Below are 13,276 nucleotides of genomic sequence, written 5' to 3' on the forward strand. Positions count from 1 at the left end.
GCCTGACATGCCGATCAAGACCAGTATCAAGCGTGCCAGCGGTTGGCTGTACCTGAACTCCCCCAAGGGCCGCAGTCAACTGCGTGGCGCCGGCGTGATCCTCATGCTGCACCGGGTGCTGGCCGACGACAGCAGCGCGGCCCTGCCCCACCGCAACGAGCTCTGCGTCGGGCCCCAGGCCTTCGAGCGCCTGCTGCGCTGGTTGCAATGGCATTTCGACTGCGTGCACCTGATGGACCTGCTCAAGACCCATGAACACCCTCGCGGCCAGCAGCGTCCCAAGGTCGCCCTGACCTTCGATGACGGCTGGCGCGACAATGCCCTGCACGCCTTTCCCTTGCTGCAGCGATACCAGGTGCCGGCGAGCATTTTCCTGTCCACCGACTACATTGGCAGCCGTCAGCGCTTTTGGTGGGAAAGCCTGGGCGAGACCTTGTGGGGAAGCCATGGCGAAGCGCCGCGCCGGGCCCTGATCGAACACCTGCGCAAGATCGGCCGGCCAGTGCCGGCCACCTACTTCATTCATGAGCGCGCGCACGCCCGCAGCCAGGTGCTGGCCCGCTATCTGCAAAGCCTGAAGTCCCTGTCCCCCCAGGCCCTGCGCCTATTGACCGACGCCTGCCCGACCGAGTCGCTGCCCCAGGCCCTGGACTGGAATCAGGTACGCCAGCTGGAAAACACCGGGCTGATCCGCTTCGGCCCCCATGGCGCCAGCCATGCCCTGCTGCCGGGTCTCGACGACCAGCAACTGGAAGAAGAACTGCGGCGCAGCCACGAGGCCTTGCAGCATGGCTGCCAGCAACCCTTGCCGGTGTACTGCTACCCCAACGGCGACCACGATGCCCGCGTCCGCGAACGCCTGGCCGCACATCGCTACCCCTATGCCCTGAGCACCCGCGCCGGAATCTGCCAGGGCCATGACGATCCCCTTGCGCTGCCGCGCATCGGCGTCAGCCAGCGCAACGCCAGTCGCCCTTCATTGCTGGCCTGGCGCATCAGCCGTGGAGGCCGGGCATGAGCCGCAATCACTATTTGCGTCACCTTGTGCTGAGCATGGGCACGCGCCTGGCGATGATCGCCTTGCGCCTGTTGCGCAACGTCTTGCTCGCCAGGATCCTCGGCCCCAGCGAACGCGGCCTGTTCGCCTTGCTCAGCATCCTGCCGGACCTGATCAGCGCCGCCACCAGCGGCGGCCTGAACAGCGCTGTCGGCTATCAGGCGGCCAAGCAGCGGCCGATGGGCCTGCTGCTGACCCAGGTGCTGGTCTATGGCTCCCTGCTGGCGGCGCTGCTGACACTGATCTGCGTTTTCCTGGTGCGTGAGTTCGGCACCGACCTGGAGGTGACGGTACAGCTCGGCCTGCTGGCCTGGCTGTTGCTGCTGGCGGTGCCCTTGACCGTGCTCAAGAGCGGCCTGCTGACCTTGCACAACGCCAGCGGCGGTGTCGGCGCCTTCAACGCCCTGCGCCTGGCCGAATCGCTGCTGCCTCTGTTGCTGTTCCTCGGGTTGTTCTGGATGTGGCGGGACCAGGCCCTGGAGGCGGCGCTGATCAGTTGGCTGCTGGGCATCGCCCTGGTGGTGGCGCTCGGCCTGTGGTGGCTGGGTCGGCAACATTCGATCCGCCTGACCTGGGATCGCAGCGGCCAGCGCGAATTGCTGGCCTACAGCGTCAAGAGCCACCCCGACCTGTTGTTCCAGCAACTGATCCTGCGTTCGGACTTTCTGCTCATCGGCGCCATGCTCGGCAGCACGGCCCTTGGTCACTACGCCATGGCCAGCGCCGCCGCCGAGCTGCTGCTGATCGTCCCCGAAGCGGTGACCACGCCCTTGATGAAGCGCCTGCTGCAACAGGACGAAGGCATGGACAAGCTCACGCCGCTGGCCCTGCGCCTGACCGCCACAGTCATGCTCGGGGCCTGCCTGGGCATGGCGCTGATCGGTGAATGGCTGATCGTCACGCTGTTCGGCGCCGAGTACCAGCCGGCCTATCCGGCCCTGCTGGCCTTGCTGCCGGGGCTGCTGGGACTGTGCTACGCCAGCATCCTGCGCCTGGACCTGCTGGGCAAGAACCGTCCTGGCACGGTGTCGCTGATGATGGGCGCCGGCGCCGTGCTCAACCTGCTGCTCAATATCGTACTCATCCCGACCTGGGGCATCGTCGGCGCGGCAGCAGCCTCGTCCATCGCCTACCTGGTCGTGACCCTGGCCATGCTGGTGCTGTATTGCCGGCTCAGCGGTGTGCCGCTGCTGCAAACCTTGGTCATCCTGCCCAGCGACCTCGCCCCGCTTCGCCAAATGCTGCAACGGAGGCCGGCATAAGGGGCACCTCGACCTGCAAGAAACAGGAGGCACCATGAATGCAATGAGCAAAATCCGAGACCGCATCCAGCGCAAGGGACTGCGCGACACCCTCAAGAGCGCCTACAAGCGCTGCGTCTTCTACCACTGGGAGCTGCTGTGGATGGAGCGCGACCTGGTGAGCCCGGTTCCGCCACACCGGCTCAGGCCGTACCCACCGCTGCGGGTCGAGCCGATCGCCGTGCACAACGTGCAGGCGTTTGCCCGGCACTTCGGCGACCGCGTCGAGACCATGCGCGAGTTGGCCGCCGAGGGCCACACCGGCTTGATGTTCCTCGATGAGGCTGGTGACACCGTGGCATTCATCTGGGGCAGCCCGCGCCACTACCATGACCGGCACTTCTATGGCTGCTGGTTCCCGGTCGGCCCTGGCGAGTTCTTCGAGTTCGGCGGCGAGTTGATCCGCAAATACTGGGGCAGCGAGCTCTCGGTGGACCTGCAACTGGCGCTGTGGAAAGCCATGGCGGCCCAGGGCTGCACCAAGGTAGTGGACGTCTGCGAGAACCACAACATCCCGGCGCTCAAGCTGCACCTGCGCATGGGTTACAAGGAGCAAGGGCGGATCATGAACGTGTATTGCCTGTTCGGGCGCTGGAAGTTCTATCGCGAGACCCGCTACAGCGGCTCACGCCTGGATGCCCTGCGCAAACCGGAGCCACAAGCCGCCACAGCCACGGTGTCCTGACCTCATGACAGTGCAACTGACCTGGTGCGATTCCTTGCACGCCGACGACTTCCCCGCCGCCGAGTACGAGCAGCTGCGCCAGCGCCTGCCCGGCAGCACGCCGTTCAACCACCTTGGCTGGCTGCGCGCTGCCGAGCAGGCGCTGCTGCCTGGGCAGCGCTTGCAAGTCCTGCTCGGGCGCCGCCAAGGCCGGCTGTGCCTGTGCCTGCCCCTGGTGCGCGAACGCGAGGCCTTCGGCCCCGTGCGCCTGCCGGTGGTCCGCCACCTGGGCTATCCACTCAGCGACCGCATCGGCTTGCTGATCGACTTGCCAGCCAGCACCGCCGGGCAGGTATTGCGGGCCATCCGCAAACACCTGCCCCATGCCCTGTTGCAAATGAGCGAGGTGCCTACCGCCCCCGGCAGCGACACTTGGCTGCGCCGCTGGGCCCGGCGCAGTTCCACCCATGAACAGCGCCTGACCTGCAAGGTGCCGGTGCACCGCATCAGCGACAGCGACCGCCAGGAAGTCAGCGGTGACCCACGCTACAAGCTACGCCGCGCGCGCAAGCGCATCGCCGCCTGCGGCGCTCAGGTACGCCGGGTACTGGCCACGCCGCAGAACATCCAGGCGTTGCTCGATGCCGCTAGCGCCGTCGAGGCGGCGAGCTGGAAAGGCGACGACGAGGTCGGCATCTTTTCAGGCCGTCAACGCCGGCAATGGATGTACCAAGCCTTCACCGCCCTGGCCGCCGAAGGTTTGGTGTGCCTGGTGCTGCTGGAACTCAACGGCCGCTGCATCAGCTACCGCCTGGGCCTGCTCGAACGGGGCCGGGTCTACGACTACAACCTGGCCTTCGAGCCTGCCTACCGCGACCTGGGCAGTGGTCGGGTGTTGTTGGAAGAGTGGATCCACTGGGGCCTGGACGATGGCTGGGACTGGGTCGACGCTTCGCGGGTCAGCCTGACGAACTCCAGCCATCAGTTGCACGAACGCATGACCACACAACTCGAGCAATGGCGCCTGAGCTACTACAGCTGGCGCCCCGACGGCCTCGCCCTGGGCCTGGTCCTGCGCCTCTGGCAGTGGCTCAAGCCACGCTTGCGCCAGCGCCGCGAGGTCGAGCCGGCGCCCGCGAGCGCCCCCCTTTCCCCGTCACAGGAGCGCCCGGATGCCATCCCAGGTCATAGTCAACGCTGACGATTTCGGCCTCAGCGCCCACACCAACGCGGTCATCCTGCATGCCTTCCAGGCCGGGCTGATCAGTTCGGCCACGGCCATGGCCAACATGCCGGCCTTTGCCGCGGCCTGCGTGCTCAGTCAGCAAGCGGCCCTGCGTGGGCGGGTCGGCCTGCATTTCAACCTGACCTATGGCCGGCCGCTGAGCCAGGCGATCCTGGCCGAACCGCGCTTCTGCGCCGCCCATGGCGAGTTCGCGCTGCGCCTCAAGCGCCGTACCCTGCGCCTGAGCCGTAGCGAACGCGAAGCCGTTGAACAAGAACTCCAGGCCCAATGGCAGCATTGCCTGGATCGAGGGCTGACACCCAGCCATCTGGATTCGCACCAGCACGTGCACAACATCTGGCCCATCGGCGAAATCGTGGCGCGCTTTGCGGCCGAGCATGACGTGCCGGTGCGCCTGGCCCGCAACCTGGGACACAACATCGGACCGCTCAAGCGAGCGTTCAAGACACTGCTCAACCGACGCTTGCGGCAGCTCTGCGGGGCGACGGCGGATTATGTCTGCACGCCCGCCGACCTGCGCGCAGGACTCGCGCCCAGAGAGGGCCTGCTGGAAGTGGTGGCCCATCCCAGCGCATTGGGCGGGCAGGACTTTGGCGATGCCTACCTTGAAAGCGGGGAATCGCTGAAGGCTTTGATCGAGCAGCAACTGGCCGGGGTGCCCCGGGTGGGGTATGCCGTACTGGCTACTGCCTCAACAGCGCCCCTCGACAAAGCGACCTGCCCCTGAGCGAGCCATAGCCCCCCCGATGGCCGCCGGTCTGGCGACACCTGTCTACTTGCGTTCGCCCCCCTGAAGCTGGCCAGCGCGCCATCGTCCCTGGGCACGTCCTTCATCCGTTAGCGGCGCACGACCGGCAATGTTGGACCAGACTGGTCTTTTTCTCCCTGCTGGGTTTATGCTCGGGCTGAAACGCTTCATCAACACAATACAAGAGGTGCTGCGCCCATGGACCGTCTGCTCGACTCGCTGTTCCCCACTGCCAACGAGATCCCCGAGGCCTGGCGCCTGGGCGAACCGCTGGAGCAACGTGAATACCTGGTCGGCGGCCAGCTCAGGCGCTGGGACGGTCCGCTGGCCACGGTGCGCAGCCCGGTGTGGCTCAAGGAGGATGACGGCGACCGCCAGGTCATCCTCGGCAGTGCGCCATTGCTCGATGCCGACACCGCCCTGACAGCCCTCGACGCCGCCGTGCAAGCCTATGACAAGGGCCGCGGCGCCTGGCCGACCCTGCGCGTGGCCGAGCGCATCCAGCATGTGGAAGCCTTCCTGGCGCGCATGCGCGAGCAACGCGAGGCAGTGGTCAAGCTGCTGATGTGGGAGATCGGCAAGAACCTCAAGGATTCGGAAAAGGAGTTCGACCGCACCTGCGACTACATCAACGACACCATCAACGCCCTCAAGGACCTGGACCGTCGCTCCAGCCGCTTCGAGCTGGAGCAGGACACCCTTGGCCAGATCCGCCGTGCGCCGCTGGGCGTGGCGCTGTGCATGGGCCCCTACAACTACCCGCTGAACGAAACCTTCACGACCCTGATCCCGGCATTGATCATGGGCAACACCGTGGTATTCAAGCCGGCCAAGTTCGGCGTGCTGCTGATCCGCCCGCTGCTCGAAGCCTTCCGCGACAGCTTCCCGGCCGGGGTGATCAACGTCATCTATGGCCGTGGCCGCGAGACCGTCAGCGCCCTGATGGCCAGCGGCAAGATCGACGTATTCGCCTTCATTGGCACCAACAAGGCTGCCAGCGACCTGAAAAAACTGCACCCGCGCCCGCACCGCCTGCGCGCCGCTCTGGGGCTGGACGCCAAGAACCCAGGCATCGTGCTGCCCGAGGTGGACCTGGACAACGCCGTCAACGAAGCGGTCACCGGGGCCCTGTCGTTCAACGGCCAGCGTTGCACCGCACTGAAGATCCTGTTCGTCCATGAGCAGGTGGTCGACAGCTTCCTCGACAAGTTCCAGCGCAAACTGGCGGCGCTCAAGCCGGGGATGCCCTGGGAACCGGGCGTGGCCCTGACGCCGCTGCCGGAGCCGGGCAAGGTCGACTACCTCGATGGCCTGGTCGCCGATGCCCTGGCCAAGGGCGCGCGGGTGCTCAACGAAGGTGGCGGCCAGAGCCGTGGCTCGTTCTTCTACCCGGCCCTGCTCTATCCGGTCAGTGCCGACATGCGGGTATACCAGGAAGAACAGTTCGGCCCGGTGATACCCGTCGTGCCCTACCGCGACCTGGAGACCGTGATCGAGTACGTACTGGACTCCGATTTCGGGCAGCAGTTGAGCATCTTCGGCACCGACCCGCAGACCGTCGGCATGCTGGTGGACACCTTCGCCAACCAGGTCGGCCGCATCAACCTCAACGCCCAATGCCAGCGCGGCCCCGACACCTACCCTTTCAACGGCCGCAAGAACAGTGCCGAAGGCACGCTGTCGGTGCATGACGCCCTGCGTGTCTTCTCCATCCGTACCCTGGTGGCGACCAAGTTCCAGGAGGCCAACAAGCAGTTGATCAGCGAGATCATCCGCAACCGCCAGTCGAGTTTCTTGACTACGGATTACATCTTCTAGGTTTTTTAGGGGGATGCTGGGGGGTACCAGGTGTATGCCTTGAGCCCTTCGGCACCCTCAAGACCCCGCGCCGCCCACGCGGCGCATCGCGACACAAGGCCGCTCCCACAGTAACCTTGGTGCTAGGCGAAAGGTTATGTAGGGGCTTGTTACGCCCACCTCGATACCTCTGTCGTACAAACAAAGGCTAAAACTTCGGTCTATCAGGCCATGGCACGTTGCAATCGATGTGGGAGCGGCCTTGTGTCGCGATGCCCAATGCCAGCGCGGCCCCGACACCTACCCTTTCAACGGCCGCAAGAACAGCGCCGAAGGCACGCTGTCGGTGCATGACGCCCTGCGTGTCTTCTCCATCCGTACCCTGGTGGCGACCAAGTTCCAGGAGGCCAACAAGCAGTTGATCAGCGAGATCATCCGCAACCGCCAGTCGAGTTTCTTGACTACGGATTACATCTTCTAGGTTTTTTAGGGGGATGCTGGAGGGTACCAGGTGTATGCCTTGAGCCCTTCGGCACCCTCAAGACCCCGCGCCGCCCACGCGGCGCATCGCGACACAAGGCCGCTCCCACAGTAGCCTTGGTGCTAGGCGAAAGGTTATGTAGGGGCTTGTTACGCCCACCTCGATACCTCTGTCGTACAAACAAAGGCTAAAACTTCGGTCTATCAGGCCATGGCACGTTGCAATCGATGTGGGAGCGGCCTTGTGTCGCGATGCGCCGCGCGGGCGGCGCGGGATCTTGAGGGCGCTACAAAACTCTCGACATGCACAGCGATGCGCCGCGCGGGCGGCGCGGGGTCTTCAGGGCACCACAAGACTCAAGGCATGCACTTGGTGATCCCCCCAAGAAAACCGTTGGTCCTCCAATGGCAAAAGCCATTTGCACAAAGCCAAAAACTGTACAAATATACAGTTTCGCCCACCCCGCAGGAGGAACAACAAAATGGCAGCCAAACCCATCCCCGAAGGGCAACACAGCATCACTCCCTATCTGGGCATCAAGGACGCCGGCAAGGCCATCGAATTCTACAAGGAGGCCTTTGGCGCAGTAGAGATGTTCCGCCTCGACAGCCCTGATGGCCGTGTCGGCCATGCCGAGCTGAAGATCGGTGACTCCTCGCTGATGCTCGCCGACCCTTGCGACCAGGACGGCGGCCTGACCAGCAGCCAGTCGCTCGGCGGTACGGCCATCGGCCTGCACTTGTACGTCGAGGATGTCGATGCGCGCTTCGCCCAGGCCATCGCGGCCGGGGCTACCCAGGTCAGTGCCGTGCAGGACCAGTTCTACGGCGACCGCAGCGGCACCCTGAAGGACCCGTTCGGCAATCTCTGGTTCGTCGCCACCCACAAGGAAGACCTCACGGTCGAAGAAATCCGTGCCCGCGCCGCCAAGCTGTTCGGCGGGGCCTGACCGACAAGCTGCAAGCCCCAAGCTTCAAGTTGAAAGCGGTGCGGCTTTGCTTGAAGCTTGTCGCTTGAAGCTTGGAGCTGCTTTATGCGAATCATCGAGAAGAACGCGGCGCTGGTGCGCACCCTCACTCCGGCCGAAGAAGAGCTGCTGCGCGGCTTCGCCCTCGGCACGCTCGGCGGCCCTCGCCTGCTGCAGGCCAACCAACTGTTGATGAAGGTGCGCAACGCCGGTCACTGGCTGGCCTGCGACTGCCGCAACGATGCCCTGCCGGTGCTCAACGTCACGCTCAACGGCCACACCGGCACCCTGTTCCTGAAGAACAACCCCGGCACCGCCGAGCACGCGCCCGGCTGCGCCTTCACCAAGGACGAACGTGAAACGACCGAGCGTGAGAGCGACACCACGCCACCACCGGCCTGGCTGCCGCCAGACACGCCTTTGCGCCTGATCGGCGATTTCCGCCGCACCACCGACAGCAGCGGCCCTGGCGTTGGCGAAAACGGCGAGCGGCGCGAGCAGCAACGCCTGCTGTCACTGCTGTTGACGCTGATCGAGACCAGCGGCCTGAACCTCTATGCCACGCACCTGAAGAAGGACCTCACCGGCCAGTTCGCCGAGCTGCGCAGCGTCGCCAGCCGCTATCCGTTGATCGAGCGGGTGCCTGCCAGCAATTACCTGGAAACCCGCCTGGACATGAAGCACATGATGATGCTCAAGGCCCGTCTGCGCGAGGCCTCGGTGTTCGGCAACCAGCGCCGCCATGGCCTGCTGCTCGACTGTGTCGAGCAGATCAAGGGCCGCAAATTGTTCAACGCGCGCAGCGAAGACGGTTTCGACTTCCAGGGCCATCACCTGATCTGGGGCGGCAACAAGACGCCAGGGCCATTGCTGGCACTGGCGCTGTATTCGCCAACCAGCGCCGGCAGCCACTACTACGAGCTGATCCACGTGGCCAGCGTGCCAGTGTTGTCGCGCGGGCAGCTGTTCCCGGTGTACCGCGACGAAGAGCGCGAGCCGCTGAAGATGCTGGTGTCGCTGATCGACTGGATGGCCAGCAAGGGCGTCAAAGTGCTGATGCGCCGACCGGTGATCGGTGGCCAGGTGATGGATGAACTGGTGCTGACTTCCGACCAGGACCGGGTTCTCTCGGTATCCCTCACCCAGCAACCCCTGGGCCCGGAACCGGACACCGAGAATTTCAAGCGCTATGCCGACTTCAAGAGCCTGGACACCTTTCGCAAGTACGTTGCCGGCTTCTTCATGCGCGAGCGGTAGACCAGTGCCTATCATCCACCTTTCCGGGCCTGCCCCATGATCCAGTCCGACCTCGACTTGTTCGGCCCCCAGCCGTTGCAGCTTGCAACACAAACCGTGCTGCTGCCGGGCTTTGCCCTGGCGCAGGCCGATGCCGTGCTCGATGCCGTGCGCCCAGTGCTGCGCGCCGCGCCTTTCCGGTATATGCGCACTCCAGGCGGCCTGCCGATGGCGGTCGCCCTGAGCAATTGCGGCGCCCTGGGCTGGATCAGCGACCAGAAGGGTTACCGCTACAGCCCGACCGACCCGCTCAGCGGCCTGCCCTGGCCCGCCTTGCCGCCGGTGCTTGCCGAGCTGGCTACCCGTGCGGCGGCCCTCGCAGGCTTTACCGACTTCCATCCCGACGCCTGCCTGATCAACCACTACCGTCCCGGCACCCGCCTGAGCCTTCACCAGGATCGCAACGAACGCGATTTTGGCCAACCGATCGTGTCCGTTTCACTGGGTTTGCCGGCGGTGTTCCTATTGGGTGGGCTCGAACGCTCCGAGCAGGCCCGGCGCATCCCGCTGAGCCACGGCGACGTATTGGTCTGGGGCGGCGAGGACCGCCTGCGCTTTCATGGAGTGTTGCCACTCAAGCCCGGCGCCCACCCGCGCCTGGGAGAGCGGCGGATCAACCTGACCCTGCGCAAAGCGGGCTGAGCGCAGGCCAAGCCCCTTGCAGAGTCATGCCGCTTCACTGCTGATACTGGCTCAGGTACTTCTCCAGCGCGGCCTTGTCCCCACTCTCATCCCCCGCTGCCTGCCACAGCCGCCGTTCGATGCCCTGGGCCAGCAAGTGCCCCACCGCTGACTCGATGGCCGAGAGCACGCAAAGCTGCGCAGGTTCGTTGGTGGTGTAGCCCACTTCGGCTTCGAGCAGCTTCTTGAACTCGATGAACTTGAACACCCCGGCGCTGCGCCCGACCGAGTAGATGGTCTTGCTGGTCATGACGTTGGCCAGCACCTGACCGGTGCGCACGTCCACGGCGCGTAGGTTCACCGTGACCTGGTCGACGCGGTATTCGCGAGAAACGCCGATGCCCAGGTAGCGGGCGCCCTCGCCGCCACTGCGCACGTTGGTATCGTAGGCGATGATGCCCCCCTCCAGCATGAGGTTGGCCGCTTGCAGCGGGGGCAACTCGCCCTGGATGTTCACCGGGGTGTCGGGCTTCTTCTGCGAGGCGCGAATGATCTTGCGTTCGGTGAGCAGGTTCTGCAGCCCTTCACGTTCGAGCACCACGAACCAGCCACTGGCGTTCAGGGCATCCATCAACATGCTCGCCGCGCCCTGGGTGACGCTGGTGGAGAACGAGCTGGCCGGGGTCGGCTTGTACTGCCCGGTCTGGTCGCGGAAACCGTACACCACCGCCATCAACCGCCCCTTGGGCCGTGGCATGTTGAGCAGGTCGTAATAGGTCGAGGCCCGTGGCGTGAGGGTCGGAATCTCGCTGTCCTGTTCGGCCGGCATCGGATCGCGGGTGCCGCAGCCCTGCAGGGCGGCGAGGATCAGTAGTGTGCTCAGCAGGCGTTTCATGGTGGTTTCTCCCCGTTGACCTGTCCCTCTCAGGGGTTCAGGCCGCTGACCTCGATGATCGACACTTCCCCTGTGGCGCGGTCAGTGACCTGAATGCTCAATGCGCCGGAATCGTCAATGATGTTGATGATGAAAGAGTCGGTGGACAGGCTGCCGGTGTTGCCGTTGTTGATGTTGTCCAGCAACTGCGACAGCAGGCGCGACTCCAGTTGGTTGGTGAAGCGCTCCAAGGCCGAGGTGCCGGCAAAGGCCGAGGCGCGCTTCTTCAGGCTCGGGTCTTCGTGGTCGTTCTGGGACTGGGCATTGTTGAGCAGCCAGGTGCCATTGAGCGGGTTGCCGCCAAAGGACGGGTTGACCGGGGTGTAGACCAGCTCGGTGGCCAGGGCCTGGCTGCCGAGGGCGCCAACCAGGACGCATGCGGCCAGAGCGCGTGGAATGTGGGTATTCATAGCTCGTCCCTCTCCAGATCGGTGGTGTCCTGCAGCAGCCTCTGCAACTTGCGCTGGATGATCTGCTGCTTGACCAGGTCGGCGGCCTCGACGGCCTCTTCTTTCAATTGCGTGGTGTTCGGTGGCAGGAAGCGGCGGTACAGCACTTCGCGTTCGTACTCGACGGTGACCAGGCTGCCCCAGCGGGCATCTGGCCGCTCGCGGACCACCAGGTTGAAGTCCAGGCGGCTGGTGGCCCGCAGGCGGTCGGTGAAATTGGCGTAGAACTCGTGGCCGATGTGCGAGATGGTGTTGTCGACGATGAAGCCCATCATCTCGTCCTCGGCATTGGCCCGTGCCAGCGGGTTGGCCAGCATCAAGCCCAGTCCCAGGACGCACGCAGCCAGCCAGCGACTCATGGCGCACCTCCCGGACCGTTGTGCCGGCGCGCTCCAGCGGCGCCTTCGGCGAAGGCCTGCTCGGCGACGAACTGCCAGTCGCTGTACTGCTGCAATCCCTCGAAACCGGACCATTGAGCGGTGAAGCCGCTCTGCTTGAGAGGGGTCTGCTGCGAGCGGCTGTAGACGCCGGTGATGCGGCCATCGATCTCGCGCAACAGGCCCCAGTCATCGCTGCCGCTGATCGGGTCGGGGTAGAGCCTGCGGATATGCCGCTTCGGTGAGGGAAAGCGGTTGTCTTCCAGTAGCTCGCCCAGATCCTGCGGGTACTGGGCCAGCCCTGGCGAGCTGCGATAGAAGCTGCGCAAGGCCTGGGCATACTGGCCACCGACCCAGAGCAACTGGCGCTCGCGCTCGCGTTGAGCGCTGGTGGCCCAGAGCGTGCCCGTCGCGGCCAGGGCCATGCTGCTCACGGCGATCAGCAACAGAGTGCCCAGGTAGGTGTAGCCGGCCTCGGCACGGCTACCATTCGGCATAGAGGCTGCCATCGCGCGCCCTCCCTGTTGCCCCGCTCTTGATGTCGGCGACCCCACCGTCCACGCCTTCCGGGGGCGCCACCATCTGCCAGGCATCGCGGCGCTCGGTGATCGGGTCTACGGGGGTGCTGCGCAGGTAGCGCTGCTCCACCAGTTGCTCCAGCGAGTCGGGGTAGGCCCCGGTATCGCCGTAGTAGTGGTCCAAGGCCTCGCGCAGTACCGCCAGACTCTGGCGCAGGGTCGCTTCGCGGGAGGCTTCCAGGCTGTTGAAGTAACGCGGCATGGCGATGGTCAGCAGCGTGGCAATGATCGCCATCACCACCAGCAGCTCGATCAGGGTGAAACCTCGGTTGCGGCCCATGCTGTTCACCATTGCCCGTAGGCAATACCGTTGAGGCCCTTGCCCGGGGCCTTGGAATACACGTCGAATACGTCCTCGCCTTCGCGTGGGTTGTCGGCGCTGCTGTCGTAGGCACGCAGTCCCCAGCCGCCCTGCTCCCCAGCCTTGGCGGCGAGCATCGGGTCCTGTGGGATGCGGCGCAGGAAGTAGAACTTGGCCCCCTTGGCGCTGCGCACGTCGCGCACGCCGTCGACCAGCACCTGCAGGTTCGGTGGGTAACCGCTGGCATTGAGGCGCTTCTCGATGTAACCGGCGTCGAAGGCGCGCTTGTAGGCGTCGATCGCATCGCGGATCTGGTACAGCGCTTCACGCAGTTGCTGTTCCTTGCCACGGCGCACCACGGTCTCGGTGAGCGGCGCGGCCATGGAGGCGAGCAAGCCGAGCAGTGCCAGGGTCAGCACCACTTCGATCAGGCTGAAACCACCCATGCGCCCTTTCATG

Annotated in this window: 15 protein-coding genes and 1 pseudogene; 10 read left to right on the forward strand and 6 right to left on the reverse strand. The window is 65.1% G+C overall.

Features of this window, described 5'->3' with window-relative positions:
- Window positions 1-7 precede the first annotated feature (7 nt).
- The 10 genes and pseudogenes from ACYU03_RS13445 to alkB all read left to right on the forward strand — a co-directional run bounded on the left by ACYU03_RS13445 (window position 8) and on the right by alkB (window position 10,199).
- Entirely contained in the window at window positions 8-1,018 is a 1,011-nt protein-coding gene (locus ACYU03_RS13445) for a polysaccharide deacetylase family protein (protein ID WP_461885057.1), read from the forward strand.
- Window positions 1,015-2,319: an oligosaccharide flippase family protein gene (locus ACYU03_RS13450; protein ID WP_461885058.1), complete on the forward strand. Its 1,305-nt coding sequence runs from the start codon at window positions 1,015-1,017 to the stop codon at window positions 2,317-2,319. The genes ACYU03_RS13445 and ACYU03_RS13450 overlap by 4 nt, the downstream gene beginning before the upstream one ends.
- A gap of 34 nt (window positions 2,320-2,353) precedes the next feature.
- Window positions 2,354-3,043 (forward strand): GNAT family N-acetyltransferase, encoded by a 690-nt coding sequence (locus ACYU03_RS13455; RefSeq protein WP_461885059.1) that lies wholly within the window; start codon window positions 2,354-2,356, stop codon window positions 3,041-3,043.
- A 4-nt stretch (window positions 3,044-3,047) separates the two neighbouring features.
- Window positions 3,048-4,223, forward strand: a complete 1,176-nt coding sequence (locus tag ACYU03_RS13460; RefSeq protein ID WP_461885060.1) for a GNAT family N-acetyltransferase — start codon at window positions 3,048-3,050, stop codon at window positions 4,221-4,223.
- Window positions 4,195-4,995 carry a ChbG/HpnK family deacetylase gene (locus ACYU03_RS13465; RefSeq protein ID WP_461885061.1) on the forward strand — a complete coding sequence of 267 codons (801 nt, stop codon included), beginning with the start codon at window positions 4,195-4,197 and terminating at the stop codon, window positions 4,993-4,995. Before ACYU03_RS13460 ends, ACYU03_RS13465 begins: the two co-directional genes overlap by 29 nt.
- A 219-nt stretch (window positions 4,996-5,214) precedes the next feature.
- Window positions 5,215-6,834, forward strand: coding sequence for an NADP-dependent glyceraldehyde-3-phosphate dehydrogenase (locus ACYU03_RS13470; RefSeq protein ID WP_461885062.1), 1,620 nt, complete (start codon window positions 5,215-5,217; stop codon window positions 6,832-6,834).
- 250 nt (window positions 6,835-7,084) lie between these two features.
- A pseudogene (locus ACYU03_RS13475) lies at window positions 7,085-7,294 on the forward strand (NADP-dependent glyceraldehyde-3-phosphate dehydrogenase); the annotation flags it as partial.
- Between the two features lie 481 nt (window positions 7,295-7,775).
- The gene (locus ACYU03_RS13480; RefSeq protein WP_461885064.1) at window positions 7,776-8,243 is read left to right on the forward strand and encodes a VOC family protein; all 468 of its coding nucleotides are present in this window, start codon (window positions 7,776-7,778) and stop codon (window positions 8,241-8,243) included.
- 84 nt (window positions 8,244-8,327) lie between these two features.
- A complete protein-coding gene (locus ACYU03_RS13485) occupies window positions 8,328-9,518 on the forward strand; it encodes a hypothetical protein (RefSeq protein ID WP_461885065.1) in 1,191 nt (396 codons plus the stop codon).
- A 36-nt stretch (window positions 9,519-9,554) separates the two neighbouring features.
- Window positions 9,555-10,199 carry a DNA oxidative demethylase AlkB gene (alkB, locus tag ACYU03_RS13490; protein ID WP_461885066.1) on the forward strand — a complete coding sequence of 215 codons (645 nt, stop codon included), beginning with the start codon at window positions 9,555-9,557 and terminating at the stop codon, window positions 10,197-10,199.
- 34 nt (window positions 10,200-10,233) lie between these two features.
- Here alkB and ACYU03_RS13495 read toward each other — a convergent pair whose 3' ends face one another.
- The 6 genes from ACYU03_RS13495 to ACYU03_RS13520 are packed head-to-tail and all read right to left on the reverse strand — an operon-like array spanning window position 10,234 to window position 13,275.
- The gene (locus tag ACYU03_RS13495; protein ID WP_461885067.1) at window positions 10,234-11,073 is read right to left on the reverse strand and encodes a CsgG/HfaB family protein; all 840 of its coding nucleotides are present in this window, start codon (window positions 11,071-11,073) and stop codon (window positions 10,234-10,236) included.
- 29 nt (window positions 11,074-11,102) lie between these two features.
- Window positions 11,103-11,522, reverse strand: a complete 420-nt coding sequence (locus ACYU03_RS13500) for a curli assembly protein CsgF (RefSeq protein WP_461885068.1) — start codon at window positions 11,520-11,522, stop codon at window positions 11,103-11,105.
- Entirely contained in the window at window positions 11,519-11,920 is a 402-nt protein-coding gene (gene csgE, locus ACYU03_RS13505) for a curli production assembly/transport protein CsgE (RefSeq protein ID WP_461885069.1), read from the reverse strand. The genes ACYU03_RS13500 and csgE overlap by 4 nt, the downstream gene beginning before the upstream one ends.
- The gene (locus ACYU03_RS13510) at window positions 11,917-12,447 is read right to left on the reverse strand and encodes a type II secretion system protein (RefSeq protein WP_461885070.1); all 531 of its coding nucleotides are present in this window, start codon (window positions 12,445-12,447) and stop codon (window positions 11,917-11,919) included. The genes csgE and ACYU03_RS13510 overlap by 4 nt, the downstream gene beginning before the upstream one ends.
- The gene (locus tag ACYU03_RS13515) at window positions 12,422-12,796 is read right to left on the reverse strand and encodes a type II secretion system protein (RefSeq protein WP_461885071.1); all 375 of its coding nucleotides are present in this window, start codon (window positions 12,794-12,796) and stop codon (window positions 12,422-12,424) included. The genes ACYU03_RS13510 and ACYU03_RS13515 overlap by 26 nt, the downstream gene beginning before the upstream one ends.
- 5 nt (window positions 12,797-12,801) lie before the next feature.
- Window positions 12,802-13,275, reverse strand: coding sequence for a prepilin-type N-terminal cleavage/methylation domain-containing protein (locus ACYU03_RS13520; protein ID WP_461885072.1), 474 nt, complete (start codon window positions 13,273-13,275; stop codon window positions 12,802-12,804).
- Window position 13,276 lies beyond the last annotated feature (1 nt).

This window comes from Pseudomonas sp. X10 (genome assembly GCF_054889225.1).

What these genes read in the sequence shown, in the direction of transcription:
- ACYU03_RS13445 (WP_461885057.1), top strand. Translation starts at nt 8, where the DNA reads ATGCCGATCAAGACCAGTATCAAGCGTGCCAGCGGTTGGCTGTACCTG.
- ACYU03_RS13450 (WP_461885058.1), top strand. Translation starts at nt 1,015, where the DNA reads ATGAGCCGCAATCACTATTTGCGTCACCTTGTGCTGAGCATGGGCACG.
- ACYU03_RS13455 (WP_461885059.1), top strand. Translation starts at nt 2,354, where the DNA reads ATGAATGCAATGAGCAAAATCCGAGACCGCATCCAGCGCAAGGGACTG.
- ACYU03_RS13460 (WP_461885060.1), top strand. Translation starts at nt 3,048, where the DNA reads ATGACAGTGCAACTGACCTGGTGCGATTCCTTGCACGCCGACGACTTC.
- ACYU03_RS13465 (WP_461885061.1), top strand. Translation starts at nt 4,195, where the DNA reads ATGCCATCCCAGGTCATAGTCAACGCTGACGATTTCGGCCTCAGCGCC.
- ACYU03_RS13470 (WP_461885062.1), top strand. Translation starts at nt 5,215, where the DNA reads ATGGACCGTCTGCTCGACTCGCTGTTCCCCACTGCCAACGAGATCCCC.
- ACYU03_RS13480 (WP_461885064.1), top strand. Translation starts at nt 7,776, where the DNA reads ATGGCAGCCAAACCCATCCCCGAAGGGCAACACAGCATCACTCCCTAT.
- ACYU03_RS13485 (WP_461885065.1), top strand. Translation starts at nt 8,328, where the DNA reads ATGCGAATCATCGAGAAGAACGCGGCGCTGGTGCGCACCCTCACTCCG.
- alkB (WP_461885066.1), top strand. Translation starts at nt 9,555, where the DNA reads ATGATCCAGTCCGACCTCGACTTGTTCGGCCCCCAGCCGTTGCAGCTT.
- ACYU03_RS13495 (WP_461885067.1), bottom strand. Translation starts at nt 11,073, where the DNA reads ATGAAACGCCTGCTGAGCACACTACTGATCCTCGCCGCCCTGCAGGGC.
- ACYU03_RS13500 (WP_461885068.1), bottom strand. Translation starts at nt 11,522, where the DNA reads ATGAATACCCACATTCCACGCGCTCTGGCCGCATGCGTCCTGGTTGGC.
- csgE (WP_461885069.1), bottom strand. Translation starts at nt 11,920, where the DNA reads ATGAGTCGCTGGCTGGCTGCGTGCGTCCTGGGACTGGGCTTGATGCTG.
- ACYU03_RS13510 (WP_461885070.1), bottom strand. Translation starts at nt 12,447, where the DNA reads ATGGCAGCCTCTATGCCGAATGGTAGCCGTGCCGAGGCCGGCTACACC.
- ACYU03_RS13515 (WP_461885071.1), bottom strand. Translation starts at nt 12,796, where the DNA reads ATGGGCCGCAACCGAGGTTTCACCCTGATCGAGCTGCTGGTGGTGATG.
- ACYU03_RS13520 (WP_461885072.1), bottom strand. Translation starts at nt 13,275, where the DNA reads ATGAAAGGGCGCATGGGTGGTTTCAGCCTGATCGAAGTGGTGCTGACC.